Below are 15,179 nucleotides of genomic sequence, written 5' to 3' on the forward strand. Positions count from 1 at the left end.
TTACGCCCAAAAGGAGAGGACTTCAAATGCATTTGTCGGGCCAGTTCCGAGAAAGGGAACAGAGAATGGAGGCGACCTAATTCACTCGTTGCAAAACTTTGACGATATTTTTTAAGCATATCGAACTCGGTAAAACCTAAACAAGGTTCGATTTCTGAGATTTTTTGTATCTTTACCATGTGTTTTTATTTTTAATTACCCCCGTTTTGGCCGTCAAACCGTTTTTTGGGGGGAATGCTTAAAGATACAAAAAAGGCAACTAACTCGCAATGAATTAGTTGCCTTAAATTTTATTATTTTAGGAATATCCCTTTTTATAATCCAGATAATCAAAAAATACATTTGAGGGAATATGCATTTTTTAATTGATGTAAATTAAAAAAGAGCAATGTTATTATATTGCCCCTTTTTAATTAAACATAATATTGATTATTCACCAATCATAAATACCCATTTTTTGCTTGATCTGATCAGCTGTTAATAACAAGTAATGGTGTATCAGAATGAAAAATCATTTTTCTAGCAATACTTGGATTAAATAACCGAGCAAATATATTCCTTTTGTAAGAAGTCAAAGTGATTATATCTATTTGATTATCTTTGATATACTGATCAAGTCCTTTTAACAAATTATCGTTCATTACTACATCATAATGAATTTCAAGCCCTGGATATTGCTTGTGAAAATATTCTTTTATGCCTGCTAGTTTTATTTCATTCCAGGTATCTTTGGAATCAGTAAGATGTATTAAAGATACAGAAAAATGGAATGATTTCCAAGTATTAAAGAATGCTTCGAAAGCAATTAAATCTCTTTGATCAAAATTGGTAATAAAGGCGATCCGTTTTACTTCACTAAACTGTTTAAATGGTGTGTTTTCGGGAATGGCCAGTACAGCTGTGCGGCTTCTATCAATAACTTCAGCAGTTACACTGCCAATCAAATCGATATCTTTCTGATTCTTTCCCCGAGTCCCCATGATGATAACCATAGGACGCTGTTCCTTAGCATATCTTAAGATTTCTTCTTCTGGAATACCTTCACGTAAGATACAGCTATATTTAATATTGGGAAAATCACCCGATGTGACTTTTTCTTTTATCTTTTCTGATAAGGCATTGAGGTCAGAATGAACTTTCTGAATAATCGTTTTTACGGATTCTTCATCTCCAATTTGGTAATTGAAAACATCTCCATATGGTAATGATGAAGCATATATAGGCGTAAAATAGACGTGCAACAAAATGACTTCAGCATTTTCTGTTTTTGCTAGGTTAAATGCAAATTCACACGCTTTCATCGAATAATTAGAGAAGTCGACGGGAATTAAAATCTTATTTGACTTATTTTCTGTTTTGGGCTCCTTCTCTCCCACTATACTTTCAGACAGCCATGTAGAACTTTCTGTTATTTTCAAAGCACGTGGCAGATCGCTTTCCTTTATGCGTAAACGCACCCCCGAAGAAACAACCGGTTGTATTTGATTTACGTTGTGAATGTATGTTTCTATACCTTCATTTTCCAAGACATTCTTTAAGATCTGCGCTTTGGTGTATGTCAGAATGGCTAGGGTTACTAATTTGTCTTCCATAAATGCACATTTTATAAGGTGAAAACAAATAAGAAATCCCAATTGTTTGATTCAATTGGGATTCAGTTTGTTATATTTTAAACTTGCACAGATTCGGTAGCCTGTTCTTTTTGCATACTCATATTCAATTCATCTAGGATTTTTAAAGCCCGATCAAGAACGGTCGTATCATCCAACATTACAAGCCCACCATCTGGACCGGGCTCAAGATGTATTCCGACACTTTTTCCCTCCTTGAAATTGTGTCCTCCGAAAAAGTTTCGCACTGTATCTACGTGCAAACCAAGTTCGTCTGCTATTCTATGCATGCTACCGCTAGGCAATGAATCTTTAATTTTACGAAGTTCATTAAACGTTATTGTTCTCATGTCTCATAAATTTAATGGTTAATACTATGTGATTTTTTTATCACGCTATAAACTTAAGCAAAAAAAAAGATAAAACAAATTATTTGCTTATCTTTTTTTCTTGAATTTATAAAATCTATTAATGACCTTTATATTACTTCAATAGCGGAAGCTGGTACCCATCCTACTTTTCCATCTTCCAACCGAATTTCTTTCCATTCTTTCATAGAGTTGTCCTTGACGTTTACTTTTCTCCCTTCATGCAGAATAAACAAACTGGTACCACTCTCGCTTGGAGTACTTCGAACTGTTACACTTGGGTTCATTACTATAGCTTCATTTCGATTGACTAAATGTTCTTTTTGTTGTGAAGCAAAAAGATTAGAGCAAATGGTGACAATCAGAAAAACAATTCCTAATATGAAGCCTACTTTCTTTAACACAATCTGTTTAGAGAATATAAAAAAGTAAAGAGCTATAATCAATAGAATAAAGGATACAATACCCCATGTGGCCCATGCATCTACACTCATGCTATTTGTCAGAGATTTGATCCATGAAACAAAGAACACTTCAGGAACAGGCTCAACTTTGTCTATTGTCTTTGCGCGTGCCACTTCAAGATTAGCACGTATATCGCCATTTCCAGGTTGCAATAACAAGGCACGCTCATAATTTAAAACAGCTTTCGCTATCTCTCCTATTTTATAATAACTATTTCCCAGATTGTAATAAACGTCAGCAGCTTCTCCATTTTTTAATAATGCTTCATATATTTGAATAGCTGCTGCATAATCTTCTTTTATATATGCGGAATCGCCTTCAGCTTTTGTGGCATCTTCCAGTGTGTTACTGGAAAATGTGGTGTGTGAAGCGTGGATAGAATCAGCTCCATTGGTTTGTTTAGAATCAATGTTTAACGAATCTTGTGCAAAACAAGTAAGTGACATTGATAATAATATAAAAAATAATATCTTTTTCATGACACAATCTCTTCTGGGTTAATGTTTTATCGAATTCTCCATTTTGCTTATTACTTCTATTGAAGAAGAATAAACTTTATCCATGGCTTGATTTTCATCACCTGGAGCAAACCGGGCAAATTCACAGTCATTCAATGCATTCAGGAATTCTTTGATTAGTTCCTCATTTACTCCATGATTTCTTAGCTTCTCTTCAATATTATCTTTAGATAAACGAGATACCGGAATATTCAGTTTGTCACTTATATATCCCCACAGTGCCTTTAAAACTTCATCATAGAAAGCATCTTTCTTATTTTCTGAGAGTAATTTTCCAGCTAACTTCATACGTTTTGTTGCTACTTTATTGGCTTTCTTCGTACGCATTTTAGCTACGTTCGCATTTTCAGCAGCTTGCTTACGATAAATAATAAAGAAAATAATAAAGGCAAGAGCCGGAATGATATAGAATAGCCAATATGTCATTGAACCATAGAAGAAACTTCCTTTAGGCTGGAGAGTAACTTCGTTTTGTTTGATGTAACGGATGTCCTCACCTAATACTTTCAAATCCTCTTTATTAGTGAAATTAGCAATTACTTGATCTGCATTACCCGCACCTTTCTCAACGTTTATTACATATTCTTCTGTTTTCAGCGTTTTATAAGATTTGGAGCGAATATCAAAATAACTAAAAGATACTCCTGGAATCTTATATGTTCCAGCATGTCTCGGAATTGCTAAATATTCGATAACCTTATTACCTGTAAGTCCTTCCCGGGTTAATCTGACTTGATTGTCTACTTTGGGATCGTATACTTCAAAATCATCTGGGAATTTAATTTCCGGATTAGAAATTAATTTCAGGTTACCTGTACCGGATATTACTAATTTAATAGTAATAGCATCATTGGTTTTCAGTTCCTTGTTGTTGATAGATGAAGAAATATTGAACTCTCCCACTCCACCGGAGAAATCTGCCGGTTTACCTGCAGGAAGCGGATTTACATTTATTGCTATTTTAGGGGTGGAAATTGATTTTTTTATTTCAATGACATTACTTCCTCCATTGAAGAAAGCATCAAAAGGATCATCAGATTGTACAGGCTTACCAACTGTCATCTGGAATTGAGCAGGATCAATATATAGTTTTCCTGATTGTTGCGGGAAGAGAACGAACTGACGATAAACTGTCGTATAGTAATTACGTCCCTGATAATGTTCCGGAGTCCATCTCGCATTTGTAGTCATTTCGATTTCTTGAGAATGGAAGCCTTTAAAGTCGGGTAACTTTGCATTATTCAGTTGTAAATTGGATTCTCTGGTGTATATTTTATAGGTCAGGACAAATGCTTCCTGTTCGTACACATTCGTTTTACTGGCACTTGCTGTAATAAACAAGTCTTGGTTAGAGACCCCTGTACCAGATGAGGAATGTGTAGAAGAGCTACTGCTACTATTGCTATCACCTTGATCTTGTGGCAATACTTTAATCCTTACTGAATTTGATACCATTTGATCGCCATCAGCAACAATTGAAGCTCCAGGTATTGTATATTCTCCGGCATTATTCGCCATTAATATATATGTGAATGTAATACTACTAGTAGACGTAACATTACCATTTACTATTTGAGTATTACTTTGTTGTGAACGGCTTGGCCCCATCAACACATCAAAACCTTTGATTGATGGTGCCCGGAAATCTTTCACTTTTTGTGTAGTAACAGTATACGACAGCCTGAACTGGTCGCCTACTACCACTGCGTCAGGAGCAGAAGCAGTAAAAGACACTTTATCAGCAAGCATCTGAGTGCTATATGCTATCAATGCCATCAATATAATAATCAGTTTTTTCATTGCTTATGAAATTTATATCATCAACTTTATATTACCAATCTTTTTCTAAGCGACCACCTTGCATAACTTTTTGTTGCTTTTTCACTTTGTCTTGCACATCTTTTTCATCCTGCATTACAGAATTCAGCAATTGTTCAGCATTCTCCTTTGACATCTGGTTATCTTGTTTTTTTTCTGACTTCGGTGGTTGCTGCTGATCTTTCTTTTCATCTTGTTTCTGATCTTTCTGCTTGTCTTTATTCTGATCTTGTTTTTGATCTTGCTTTTGTTGATCTTTATTCTGATCCTGATTTTGGTCTTGATTCTGCTGATTTTGTTGATCTTTCAACATTTTCTGTGCAAGAGCCAAATTGTACCGGGTTTCATGATCGGCAGGATTATTACGCAGTGACATTTTATAGGCGTCCACAGCCTTTGCATAATCTTTACCAGCTTGGAAAAGTACTCCCATATTGTGGTAGATATGGGCGAGCTTCATTTTATCCTTTTCAATTTTGCTGGCCGATACGTATTGTTCCATGGCATCCTGAAACTTTTGCTGTTGCGAAAGAGTATTTCCCAAATTGTACATAGATACTGTAGACTTGGGATTTGCTTCCAGAGCTTTCCGGTAGTTTACCTCTGCGTCAACAAATACACTATCATTAAACAGGCGGTTTCCCTTACGGATATAGTCGCGTTCTGCTTTCTGAGCCGAGACACCGACTGTCGCTAGCAGAAATACAGCGAATAGAATATATTTACTTTTTAACATACGTATAACTATTTCTTATTAGAAAACAGGTGAATGTTCTTAAATAAAGGATTTTTGCGGTCCAAAATTAAGATTTCTGCCAATAACAATAGTAGAATAACCCATGCAATAGCTTGGAATTGTTCGTTAAACTCTGTATATACTTTCGACTCTACATCAGACTTCGCCATTTTGTTCACTTCTTGATTAATAGCTCTTTGGGCTGAATTAGAGTTGTCTACTCGTACATATATACCTTTTCCTTCCTTAGCAATTTCCTGGCACATAGCTTCATTCAAACGGGTAACAATCACATTACCTTCCCGGTCGCGACGATAATCATTCGTACCTTCTACCGGAATGGGGGCACCATCAGGCATACCTACTCCCAATACACTTACTTGAATACCTTTTTCTGCAGCGGCTTTTGCGGCTTCCACTGCACCACCCTCATGATTTTCACCGTCAGTAATAACAATAATAGCACGTCCTACCCCTTCTTGTGGAGTGAAACTACGAGCTGCTAAATTGATTGCTTCCCCGATAGCTGTACCCTGTTTAGAAATCAACGAAGGATTGATGGACTCTAAAAACATCTTAGCGGAAATATAGTCACTTGTAATTGGTAGCTGAGTAAAAGCGTCACCTGCAAATACAATCATACCTACCTTATCATTGTCAAGTTCATCCACTAATCTGGAAATTAGTCTTTTTGCTTTTTCCAGACGGCTAGGTTGTACATCTTGAGCTAACATAGAGTTTGAAATATCCAAAGCTATAATTACCTCTACTCCTTTACGCTTAACCGTTTCCAGCTTAGAACCGAATTGGGGGCGTGCTAATAATACGGAGAACAAGCCAATAGCAACAAAAATAATCCAGAATTTTACATCCGGACGATATTTGGATACATCAGGCATTAATTGAGCCAATAAAGTCGGGTCCCCGAAGCGTCGGATATTCTTTCTTCTCTTGTAGTTGGAATACAAGTAGAAAGCTGCTAAAAAAGGTAATAGCAGCAATAAGTATAAATATGTAGGTTCTCCAAATCGAAACATCTTCTTACTATTTTATGATTGACAAATAACGATTGACAAACATTCTTATGGAATTTTTTTGAGTACCGAATTGCGTAATAGTACTTCCAACAAAACACAGAGGAAAGCAGCTAGGGCAAACCAGTGATACTCTTCGTCTCGTTTACTGTACTCTTTTACGTTCAGTTTCGTCTTTTCCAGTTTATCAATTTCTTCATATACTTCTTTTAGTTTCGAGTTGCTCGTAGCCCGGAAATAGTTACCATCCGTTGTTCCGGCAATCTCTGTCAATGTCTTTTCATCAATTTCCACCGGCATACTTACATATTGTACAGTATTCCCCACCGGATAAGGATAAGGGGCCATTCCATTAGTACCTACCCCGATAGTATATACACGAATACCAAAACTTTTAGCTATTTCTGCTGCTGTCATTGGAGAAATATCTCCCTTATTATTAGTACCATCCGTCAATAAGATAATAACTTTAGATTTCGCTTTGCTATCTTTTAAGCGAGTCACAGCATTAGCAATACCCATACCAACCGCAGTACCGTCAGTGATAAGGCCGCATTTAATATTATGTATCATATCCAACAATACGGCATGATCTACAGTCAACGGACATTGAGTGAAAGTTTCTCCTGCAAATAATGTAATACCGATATTATCATTGGGGCGTCCGTTGATAAATTCAGCAGCTACATCTTTGGCAGCTTCAAGTCTGTTTGGCTTTAAGTCTTCAGCCAGCATACTGGTAGAAACGTCAATAGCCAGCATAATATCAATTCCTTCTATTTCACTGTTCTGCCACTTGTTAGTAGTTTGCGGGCGTGCAAGAACCAAGATAACTAACACCAAAGCAATGCAGCGCAGTAGAAATGGAACATGCAACAAATAGTTCTTATAACTTTTAGGTGTATGTGCATATACCCGAGCATCTGAAATTTGAAGGGTTGCTTCACTTTTCTTTTGTTTCAGGATATACCATACAATATATGGTATAAGCAATAATAGCAAAAACAGATATTCAATATTGGCAAAAACCATTTTATTTATGATTTAACAGTTTACTATTTAGTATTAAGTTATACACTCTTTATACAAAAAGATTGTATAACTGCAGACCTATATATATAAAGGTACCAATCAGTGCTGCTGATAACAGTGCAATTCCGCAAATCAGCATAGCTTTAACACGTAAAGAACGTTTCTCAATGATAGTGATTTCCGTTGGTTGCGGTTTCTGGTTTTCCTCTTCCGGTTGTTTTGTCTCATTGATAAAATCGATGGCATTAATTAAATTAGCATCGTTTTCATTCATCTGAGGATCATGTTTGGCAAACTTAACTAAATCAGCGGTCTGGAACAAAAGCTTCAAGTCTGATATAGCCTCTTTATCATTCAACTCCAATAGCTGGTCAATTATTTCAGAAGAAGTCATTTCTAATGCGTTAAATCCGAAACGGTTCTTAATATAGGTGCGAAGTGTATCCGTTAGTTCGGTATAATACTCCTTCGATTGTCCTTTTTGCCATATCTTCTCTGTTTTGATACGTTCTATCTCTTTCATTGCAGCCTGATGTGGCGGCAATTTAGGTTCAACTTTTATTTTACGGATAATAGGTTTATTATCACGTATACGAATAATGAGATAGATCAGTAAACCAAGCAAAGGTAAAGCCAGGAATGAACAAGCAATCAATCCATACCAGTCTTCCCACGCAAAAGGAGCTTTCATCACAGGTTTCTGTCCAAAGAACTGGTCCGGATGTAATGTATCAACCGGCATCGAATATACTTTCAATGCCAGAGCTTTGGATTTATATACTTTATCATCTACGGTAACCGGCATTGGTGGTAGATAATATAGAGCAGAGTCAAAAGAAGTGATAATGTATTCTTGAGTAATCAACATTCGTTGGCGATCATTCAGGAATTGAGTATCCGGTTTGACAGTTTCTATAATTTCCACACCTCTTACCAATGTATCGGTGTAAGCAGGAAAAATAGCACGCTGTTTAGCATCCATGGCTACTTGCAATTGCACTTTCGCCTGTTCGCCAATCAGTATCTGCAATGAATCAATTTTTGCTTCTACCGTGACAGACTGTGCTGCTGCTTTGCCTACAGACAATAGAGCTAATAATGCTATCAGAATAATATTTCTATTCATCTTTGATTCCATTAATTTCGTTTGGCAAATAAATTCAACAATGCCTTTACGTAATCCTGGTCGGTTCTGACAGATACAGCATCCACGTTACTTTTAGTGAAAGTATCGTTAAGTTCAGTCTGCTTTTGTATCCACCAGTCACGATGTGCCCGGCGTACAGCTTTGGAAGAGGTGTCGATCCATTGTTCATGTCCAGTTTCCGCATCTTTGATTCGCATCAGTCCTACTGGGGGAAGATCACTAACCCTCCTGTCGTACACTTGTAATGCTACTACATCATGTTTTCTGTTAGCAATGGTCAGTGCATTCTTAAAGCTGTCCTGATCAATAAAGTCTGATAAGATAAATGCGGTGCAACGTCTTTTCATCACGTTTGTCAAATATTCTAAGGCAAGACGAATATTTGTACGACGGCTTTCCGGCTGAAAATCAATCAATTCGCGGATAATATATAAGATATGTTTACGTCCTTTCTTGGGAGGAATAAACTTTTCTATCCGGTCTGAAAAGAAAATCACACCAATTTTATCATTGTTCTGAATAGCAGAGAAAGCAAGCGTGGCAGCGATTTCCGTCACCATATCTTTCTTCAACTGCTTGATCGTACCAAATTCCAAACTTCCGGAAACATCGACCATTAACATAACTGTCAGTTCACGTTCTTCTTCAAACACTTTCACATAAGGTTTATTGAAGCGCGCAGTCACATTCCAGTCTATGTCACGTATATCATCGCCGAACTGATACTCACGGACTTCCGAAAATGACATACCCCTACCCTTGAAAGCCGAATGATATTGGCCTGCAAAGATATTGTTAGACAATCCTCGTGTCTTTATTTCAATTTGGCGAACTTTTTTTAGTATTTCACTTGTTTCCATTTATACAGTAGTTAAGTAGTAAGTAGTTAAGTAGTCATGTATAGATATTAATGACTACTTATTGACTGTATTATAACTACAAATTAGGGCACTTCAACCTTATTCAGAATCTTACTGATGATTTCGTCCGAAGTCATATTATTAGCTTCAGCTTCGTATGTCAATCCAATACGATGACGGAGAACATCATGTGCTACAGCACGTACATCTTCCGGAATTACGTAACCGCGACGTTTGATAAATGCATACGTACGAGCAGCCAAAGCCAGATTGATAGACGCACGAGGTGAACCTCCGAATCCGATCATATCTTTCAGTTCCTTGAGGTCATATTTTTCAGGGAAACGAGTTGCAAATACAATATCTACAATATAACGTTCAATCTTCTCATCCAGGTACACTTGACGAACAACCTTACGTGCTTCAATAATTTCATCCGCTTTGAGAATAGGCTTCACATTGAACTTCTCACCATTGATATTTTGGCGAATAATCAGTTTTTCTTCTTCCAGCTTTGGATAATCAATGACAACTTTCAACATGAAACGGTCAACTTGTGCTTCAGGAAGCGGGTAAGTACCTTCTTGTTCGATAGGGTTCTGAGTAGCCAGTACAAGGAAAGGTTCCGGTAATATGAATGTTTCTTTACCAATAGTAACCTGACGTTCCTGCATTGCTTCCAGCAAAGCACTCTGTACTTTAGCAGGAGCACGGTTGATTTCATCAGCTAATACAAAGTTTGCGAAAATTGGTCCTCGCTGCACTTTAAAAGATTCATCTTTCTGACTGTAAACCATTGTACCAATAACGTCGGCAGGCAATAAGTCCGGCGTAAACTGGATACGGCTATACTTCGCATCAATCAGAGAAGCGAGTGTTTTAATAGCCAAAGTTTTCGCCAAACCAGGCACACCTTCCAAAAGAACGTGACCATCGGAAAGTAATCCGATAAGCAGTGATTCAACCAAATGTTTCTGACCAACAATGATTTGGTCCATCCCTGTCGTAAGATTGGTAACGAAAGCACTTTGTCTTTCAATCCGCTCATTTAGCTCGCGGATATCAATTGATTCAGCCATAAATACTTAATATTTTATTATTTAAATCCCTTTTATTTTATGTAAGCCTTTCCTGTGTGTTGTAAGGCTTCTTATTTTGCCTCCAAAAGTACGCCATATAATTAACGATTGCAACTAATTTTTATTAAAAAACAATGCGAAATCTTTAGATTAAGGTACTTTCATACGCTTTTGTACATCCATAACATTTCACCCGATCAATACAGGATTTGTATGATCGGGTGAATGGATTATTGCTATTTATTCTTTTGTAAGTTCCGGTATTTCAATTGTTGTGCCATATGGTACGTTATTGGGGTTCTTAATAACCTTCGGATTGTGCTTCACAATGTATGGCCACATTGCTTTTGTACCATAAAAACGCAAGGAAACCCTAGTTAAAGTTTCTCCTTCTTTGATTGTATATTTTGTTTTGGTTCCTGTAATTTTATAAGATGCTGAATCCAAATAAGCAGATGTAGCGGGTTGCTGTGGAGCTGTCTGGGGTTCTGCTTTGGCAGGAGCAGTTTCTTCTTTTTGGGCAACAGGTGGTGTGGGCGTAACAACTTTAGGTACATCAGGAGTTATTTCCTTTATGGTATCCTTCTGTTCAATTGTATCGGAAAGTTGTGTTTCCGGTTGAACGGGTTGAGTTGTCACAGGTGGCATATCCAGCGCATTCTTGTCAGATGAAGAAGAAAATAAATCCGGGTAATAAATAAACAGGATAACCCCTCCACATAATAACAAAACGATTACAATAACAGCTATTAAATAAGGTACAGGAGATTTTTCCTTCACTGGAGCTGTTTTTTTAGAAGCCGGTTGGGATACATGTTCTGATTTGACCGGTTTTATCGTTTCTTTTTTAGCAGGAGGTATTATAGGAGCCACAGGTTGCAGATTTGCTTTCATAAGCTCTTGTTCTATAATTTTCTCGGCAGTGATCTCCTCTTTTTCTTCTATTATAGGTGCTGCTGGTTGTTGTTCTACCATTGCGACTTCCTCTTCCGGGACTTCTTCATCTTCCAGCTGTTCGACTTTCTCTTCAATATTAGTTTCTGTGCTGGTCCTTTTAGGTTCTACATGAGAGGATGGCTCAATAGATTCTTCTACTGTAGATACATTTTCAACGATAACAGGTTCTTCAATGGAGTCTTCCACAGATGGTTGAGCAGTTATTTGCTCTTCCTGAATCAACTCTTTTTCTGAAAGCTCATCATCAGTGCTTTCATATTCCTCCGTTACAAGGGGGGGCGTATTCTCACCAATCTCATTCAATACAGTTTGTGCTGATGCTTCCTCACCTGCTTCTTCTTCCTCTGTATCTTCTATCGGAGTATCTTCCAAAATTGTATTTTCATTCAATACAACAGTCTCAAAGTGTGCGAAAGGCTTATTTATTGTATCTCTTAGATTGGCATCCGGAGAAAATGAGACTTTTGTATGTCCCTTTATCTGAAAACGTTCTCCTGTGTTGACATTGACACTTTCCCGGCTATCTACATCAATAAGTTTGAAAGTTCCCAATCCTTTGATTTTTACAGTCTTTTCGTTCTCCAAAGCTTGTTCTATCAAGAGAAAAAACTCTTTAACAAACGCTTCGGCGTCTTTCTTGGTCATGCTATGTTTGGCTGCCAATAAGTCAGTAAGGTCTTGAATTGTTAGTCTTTCATTCATAACGGGAAATTATTTATTTAAACTTATCTTTCAATGTATTGCTAGGTCTATAAGATAGCACTAATTTGGGTGGAACCAACATGCGTTGTTTACTTGCCGGGTTGATTGAAATTCGTTCCGCTTTCTTTTTAACTTCAAAAGAGCCGAATCCTTGAACTGCAATCACATTACCTTCTTCCAATTCTTGTGTCATGCTGGACAACAAAGAACCTATCAATTCGGAAGTATCCTTGATTGTGTATCCCAATCTTTCCGCTAGTTCGGATGTAAATTCCTTATTATTCATAGTCATTTATAATCTTTGCATATAAATCAAAATCGTCTGCATTCGTCACTTCCACCTGATAAAACTGTCCGATCTTAAGTTCTCTCTCTGAACGCTTAACCAGCACTTCCGGATCTACTTCCGGTGAATCAAATTCTGTTCGTCCAATATAATAATCTCCTTCCAAACGGTCGATGATAATTTTCATCTGTTTACCGATTTTTTCCGCACTTAATTCTGCCGAGATACCTTGCTGGATGTCCATCAATTCATCAAGTCTGGCTTGTTTAACCTCTTGTGGAATAGAATCTTCGTATGATTCTGCAGCATAAGTTCCCTCTTCTTCGGAATATGCGAAAGCTCCCATCCGATCGAAACGTACTTTGCGCACAAACTCTTTAAGCTCTTCGAAGTCTTCCTCGGTTTCTCCGGGATGTCCTACCATTAAAGTTGTTCGCAGGTGAATGCCCGGCACTTCTTTACGAAATTGTTCAATTAGTCGGTAAGTATCCTTTTTGCTCACTTGCCGACGCATTAATTGCAACATATTGTCACTGATATGCTGAAGAGCAATATCCATATATTTACATACATTATCGCGTTCACGCATAACCCGGAATAAATCCGTAGGGAAATGTGCCGGATAGGCATAATGCAACCGAATCCATTCCACGCCAGGGATATCGGAAATACGTTCAATCAGTTCCGGAAGCATTTGCTTCTTATACCGATCGATCCCATAATAAGTCAATTCCTGTGCGATCACCTGAAATTCTTTCACGCCTTGCGATACCAGATATCGTACTTCGTCCAAAATTTCCTCCATCGGTTTGGAGATATGGCGTCCTGTAATAATGGGAATGGCACAATAAGAACATTTGCGGTCACACCCTTCTGAAATTTTCAGGTAAGCATAGTGTTGGGGAGTTGTCAATGTCCGTTCGATATATAACTCATCATGATAGACCTTTCCTAAATCTTGTAAAAGCTCCTTCCAATTGAACTTGCCATAAAATTTATCTACTTGCGGTATCTCAACAGCCAATTCCTTCAGATAACGTTCGGAAAGACAACCCATCACGAAAAGTTTCTTTAAATCCCCTTCTTCCTTTCTTTCAGCAAACTCCAGAATCATATTTATGGACTCCTCTTTGGCATCACCAATAAAGCCGCACGTATTGATTACTGCAATTTCTCCTTGTGGATTTTCAGTATCATGGGTTACGCTATATCCGACTTCTTCCAGTTGGCGCATTAACTGTTCGGAGTCAACCAAATTTTTAGAGCATCCTAAAGTGATAATATCTATTCTCTTTCTTTTCATGCATTCTCTCCAAACAAGGAATCAACGAATTCATTTTTACGGAATACTTGCAGGTCTTCCATACCTTCACCTAACCCGATATATTTAACAGGAATCTTGAATTGATCGGAAATACCAATCACAACACCACCTTTAGCGGTTCCGTCAAGTTTAGTGATAGCCATGGCAGTTACTTCGGTTGCCAGAGTGAATTGTTTGGCTTGTTCGAATGCATTTTGTCCGGTGGAACCGTCCAATACCAATAAAACTTCATCCGGCGCATTGGGCACAACCTTCTTCATCACATTCTTGATTTTGGTCAGCTCGTTCATCAAGCCCACCTTATTATGCAGGCGACCGGCTGTATCGATTATAACCACATCTGCGTTGTTGGCAACGGCAGAACTAAGAGTGTCATAAGCCACAGATGCAGGATCCGCTCCCATTTTCTGTTTAACAACAGGAACCCCTACCCGTTCTCCCCAAATCATTAACTGTTCTACGGCTGCAGCGCGGAAAGTATCGGCTGCTCCCAAATAAACCGATTTGCCTGCTTTTTTGAATTGATAAGCCAGCTTGCCGATAGTTGTAGTCTTCCCTACTCCATTCACTCCCACAACCATAATTACATAAGGTTTCCTTGTGATGGGTACGTCAAAATCAGCTACATCATTCGAGTTGTTTTCGGTAAGCAAAGCTGCTATTTCGTCACGTAATATAAGATTCAGTTCTTGAGTATTCACATACTTATCAGCCGCAGCGCGTTTCTCGATGCGTTTGATAATATTTAAAGTTGTTTCTACACCTACGTCAGATGTGATCAGTACTTCTTCCAGATTATCTAATACTTCATCGTCTACTTTTGACTTACCAGCCACAGCACGAGCAATCTTACTGAATACGCTCTCTTTGGTTTTAGATAATCCTTTATCTAAAGTCTCCTTCTTCTCCTTTGAAAAAAAACTAAAAAATCCCATATTGACACTTGTTTGTATAATACATTTGCTACAAAGATATAACAAAGGATTGGAAAAGTAAAAAAAGAAGCAATAAAAAATCCCCTCATTGTTCACCAATGAGAGGATTTTGCAGTTATAGCGTATATGCTATTTCGATTATTTTTTGAAAAAGTCTTGTACTTTTTCGTTCGGAACCATTTGTTCATCAAAAACGTATGCTCCAGTTTTCGGAGATTTTACCATTTTGATAACCTTGGTATAAGCACGACCTTCTTTTGAACCTTCGTGCAAACTTGCTACTGTTTTCTTTGCCATGGGTTATACTA

At 37.6% G+C, this 15,179-nt stretch carries 15 protein-coding genes and 1 pseudogene; all 16 read right to left on the reverse strand.

Annotation, left to right across the window (positions count from 1 at the left end; all coding sequences use genetic code 11):
• Window positions 1-179: pseudogene (locus tag BSAG_RS26105) on the reverse strand (DDE transposase); the annotation flags it as partial.
• A 291-nt stretch (window positions 180-470) separates the two neighbouring features.
• Window positions 471-1,592 carry a universal stress protein gene (locus BSAG_RS04740; RefSeq protein ID WP_004314373.1) on the reverse strand — a complete coding sequence of 374 codons (1,122 nt, stop codon included), beginning with the start codon at window positions 1,590-1,592 and terminating at the stop codon, window positions 471-473.
• Between the two features lie 77 nt (window positions 1,593-1,669).
• A complete protein-coding gene (locus BSAG_RS04735) occupies window positions 1,670-1,960 on the reverse strand; it encodes a hypothetical protein (protein WP_004295969.1) in 291 nt (96 codons plus the stop codon).
• A 128-nt stretch (window positions 1,961-2,088) separates the two neighbouring features.
• Window positions 2,089-2,922, reverse strand: coding sequence for a tetratricopeptide repeat protein (locus BSAG_RS04730; protein WP_004314372.1), 834 nt, complete (start codon window positions 2,920-2,922; stop codon window positions 2,089-2,091).
• Window positions 2,923-2,940: 18 nt separating this feature from the next.
• Window positions 2,941-4,761 carry a BatD family protein gene (locus BSAG_RS04725; protein WP_004314371.1) on the reverse strand — a complete coding sequence of 607 codons (1,821 nt, stop codon included), beginning with the start codon at window positions 4,759-4,761 and terminating at the stop codon, window positions 2,941-2,943.
• Window positions 4,762-4,792: 31 nt separating this feature from the next.
• Window positions 4,793-5,515: a tetratricopeptide repeat protein gene (locus tag BSAG_RS04720; protein WP_008640249.1), complete on the reverse strand. Its 723-nt coding sequence runs from the start codon at window positions 5,513-5,515 to the stop codon at window positions 4,793-4,795.
• A gap of 8 nt (window positions 5,516-5,523) precedes the next feature.
• Entirely contained in the window at window positions 5,524-6,552 is a 1,029-nt protein-coding gene (locus BSAG_RS04715) for a VWA domain-containing protein (protein ID WP_004314368.1), read from the reverse strand.
• 45 nt (window positions 6,553-6,597) lie between these two features.
• A complete protein-coding gene (locus BSAG_RS04710) occupies window positions 6,598-7,581 on the reverse strand; it encodes a vWA domain-containing protein (protein ID WP_004314367.1) in 984 nt (327 codons plus the stop codon).
• A 49-nt stretch (window positions 7,582-7,630) separates the two neighbouring features.
• Entirely contained in the window at window positions 7,631-8,719 is a 1,089-nt protein-coding gene (locus BSAG_RS04705) for a death-on-curing family protein (RefSeq protein ID WP_004314366.1), read from the reverse strand.
• Window positions 8,719-9,588, reverse strand: coding sequence for a DUF58 domain-containing protein (locus tag BSAG_RS04700; protein WP_004314365.1), 870 nt, complete (start codon window positions 9,586-9,588; stop codon window positions 8,719-8,721). The genes BSAG_RS04705 and BSAG_RS04700 overlap by 1 nt, the downstream gene beginning before the upstream one ends.
• 83 nt (window positions 9,589-9,671) lie before the next feature.
• Window positions 9,672-10,667 carry an AAA family ATPase gene (locus BSAG_RS04695; RefSeq protein WP_004314364.1) on the reverse strand — a complete coding sequence of 332 codons (996 nt, stop codon included), beginning with the start codon at window positions 10,665-10,667 and terminating at the stop codon, window positions 9,672-9,674.
• Between the two features lie 240 nt (window positions 10,668-10,907).
• On the reverse strand, window positions 10,908-12,326 hold the full coding sequence (locus BSAG_RS04690; protein ID WP_004314363.1) for an HU family DNA-binding protein: 1,419 nt from the start codon (window positions 12,324-12,326) through the stop codon (window positions 10,908-10,910).
• 13 nt (window positions 12,327-12,339) lie between these two features.
• On the reverse strand, window positions 12,340-12,612 hold the full coding sequence (locus tag BSAG_RS04685) for an HU family DNA-binding protein (protein ID WP_004314362.1): 273 nt from the start codon (window positions 12,610-12,612) through the stop codon (window positions 12,340-12,342).
• The gene (rimO, locus tag BSAG_RS04680; protein WP_004314361.1) at window positions 12,605-13,915 is read right to left on the reverse strand and encodes a 30S ribosomal protein S12 methylthiotransferase RimO; all 1,311 of its coding nucleotides are present in this window, start codon (window positions 13,913-13,915) and stop codon (window positions 12,605-12,607) included. Before rimO ends, BSAG_RS04685 begins: the two co-directional genes overlap by 8 nt.
• Window positions 13,912-14,871, reverse strand: coding sequence for a signal recognition particle-docking protein FtsY (ftsY, locus tag BSAG_RS04675; protein ID WP_008019172.1), 960 nt, complete (start codon window positions 14,869-14,871; stop codon window positions 13,912-13,914). The genes rimO and ftsY overlap by 4 nt, the downstream gene beginning before the upstream one ends.
• 138 nt (window positions 14,872-15,009) lie before the next feature.
• A complete protein-coding gene (locus BSAG_RS24580) occupies window positions 15,010-15,168 on the reverse strand; it encodes a DUF4295 domain-containing protein (protein ID WP_004295982.1) in 159 nt (52 codons plus the stop codon).
• Window positions 15,169-15,179: the final 11 nt, after the last annotated feature.

The organism is Bacteroides sp. D1, assembly GCF_000157095.2.
Taxonomy (GTDB): domain Bacteria; phylum Bacteroidota; class Bacteroidia; order Bacteroidales; family Bacteroidaceae; genus Bacteroides; species Bacteroides xylanisolvens.

Coding starts and splice junctions, on each gene's coding strand:
- BSAG_RS04725 (WP_004314371.1), bottom strand. CDS start 4,761: ATGAAAAAACTGATTATTATATTGATGGCATTGATAGCATATAGCACT.
- BSAG_RS04715 (WP_004314368.1), bottom strand. CDS start 6,552: ATGTTTCGATTTGGAGAACCTACATATTTATACTTATTGCTGCTATTA.
- BSAG_RS04720 (WP_008640249.1), bottom strand. CDS start 5,515: ATGTTAAAAAGTAAATATATTCTATTCGCTGTATTTCTGCTAGCGACA.
- BSAG_RS04700 (WP_004314365.1), bottom strand. CDS start 9,588: ATGGAAACAAGTGAAATACTAAAAAAAGTTCGCCAAATTGAAATAAAG.
- BSAG_RS04705 (WP_004314366.1), bottom strand. CDS start 8,719: ATGGAATCAAAGATGAATAGAAATATTATTCTGATAGCATTATTAGCT.
- BSAG_RS04730 (WP_004314372.1), bottom strand. CDS start 2,922: ATGAAAAAGATATTATTTTTTATATTATTATCAATGTCACTTACTTGT.
- BSAG_RS24580 (WP_004295982.1), bottom strand. CDS start 15,168: ATGGCAAAGAAAACAGTAGCAAGTTTGCACGAAGGTTCAAAAGAAGGT.
- BSAG_RS04710 (WP_004314367.1), bottom strand. CDS start 7,581: ATGGTTTTTGCCAATATTGAATATCTGTTTTTGCTATTATTGCTTATA.
- BSAG_RS04695 (WP_004314364.1), bottom strand. CDS start 10,667: ATGGCTGAATCAATTGATATCCGCGAGCTAAATGAGCGGATTGAAAGA.
- BSAG_RS04690 (WP_004314363.1), bottom strand. CDS start 12,326: ATGAATGAAAGACTAACAATTCAAGACCTTACTGACTTATTGGCAGCC.
- BSAG_RS04685 (WP_004314362.1), bottom strand. CDS start 12,612: ATGAATAATAAGGAATTTACATCCGAACTAGCGGAAAGATTGGGATAC.
- rimO (WP_004314361.1), bottom strand. CDS start 13,915: ATGAAAAGAAAGAGAATAGATATTATCACTTTAGGATGCTCTAAAAAT.
- ftsY (WP_008019172.1), bottom strand. CDS start 14,871: ATGGGATTTTTTAGTTTTTTTTCAAAGGAGAAGAAGGAGACTTTAGAT.
- BSAG_RS04740 (WP_004314373.1), bottom strand. CDS start 1,592: ATGGAAGACAAATTAGTAACCCTAGCCATTCTGACATACACCAAAGCG.
- BSAG_RS04735 (WP_004295969.1), bottom strand. CDS start 1,960: ATGAGAACAATAACGTTTAATGAACTTCGTAAAATTAAAGATTCATTG.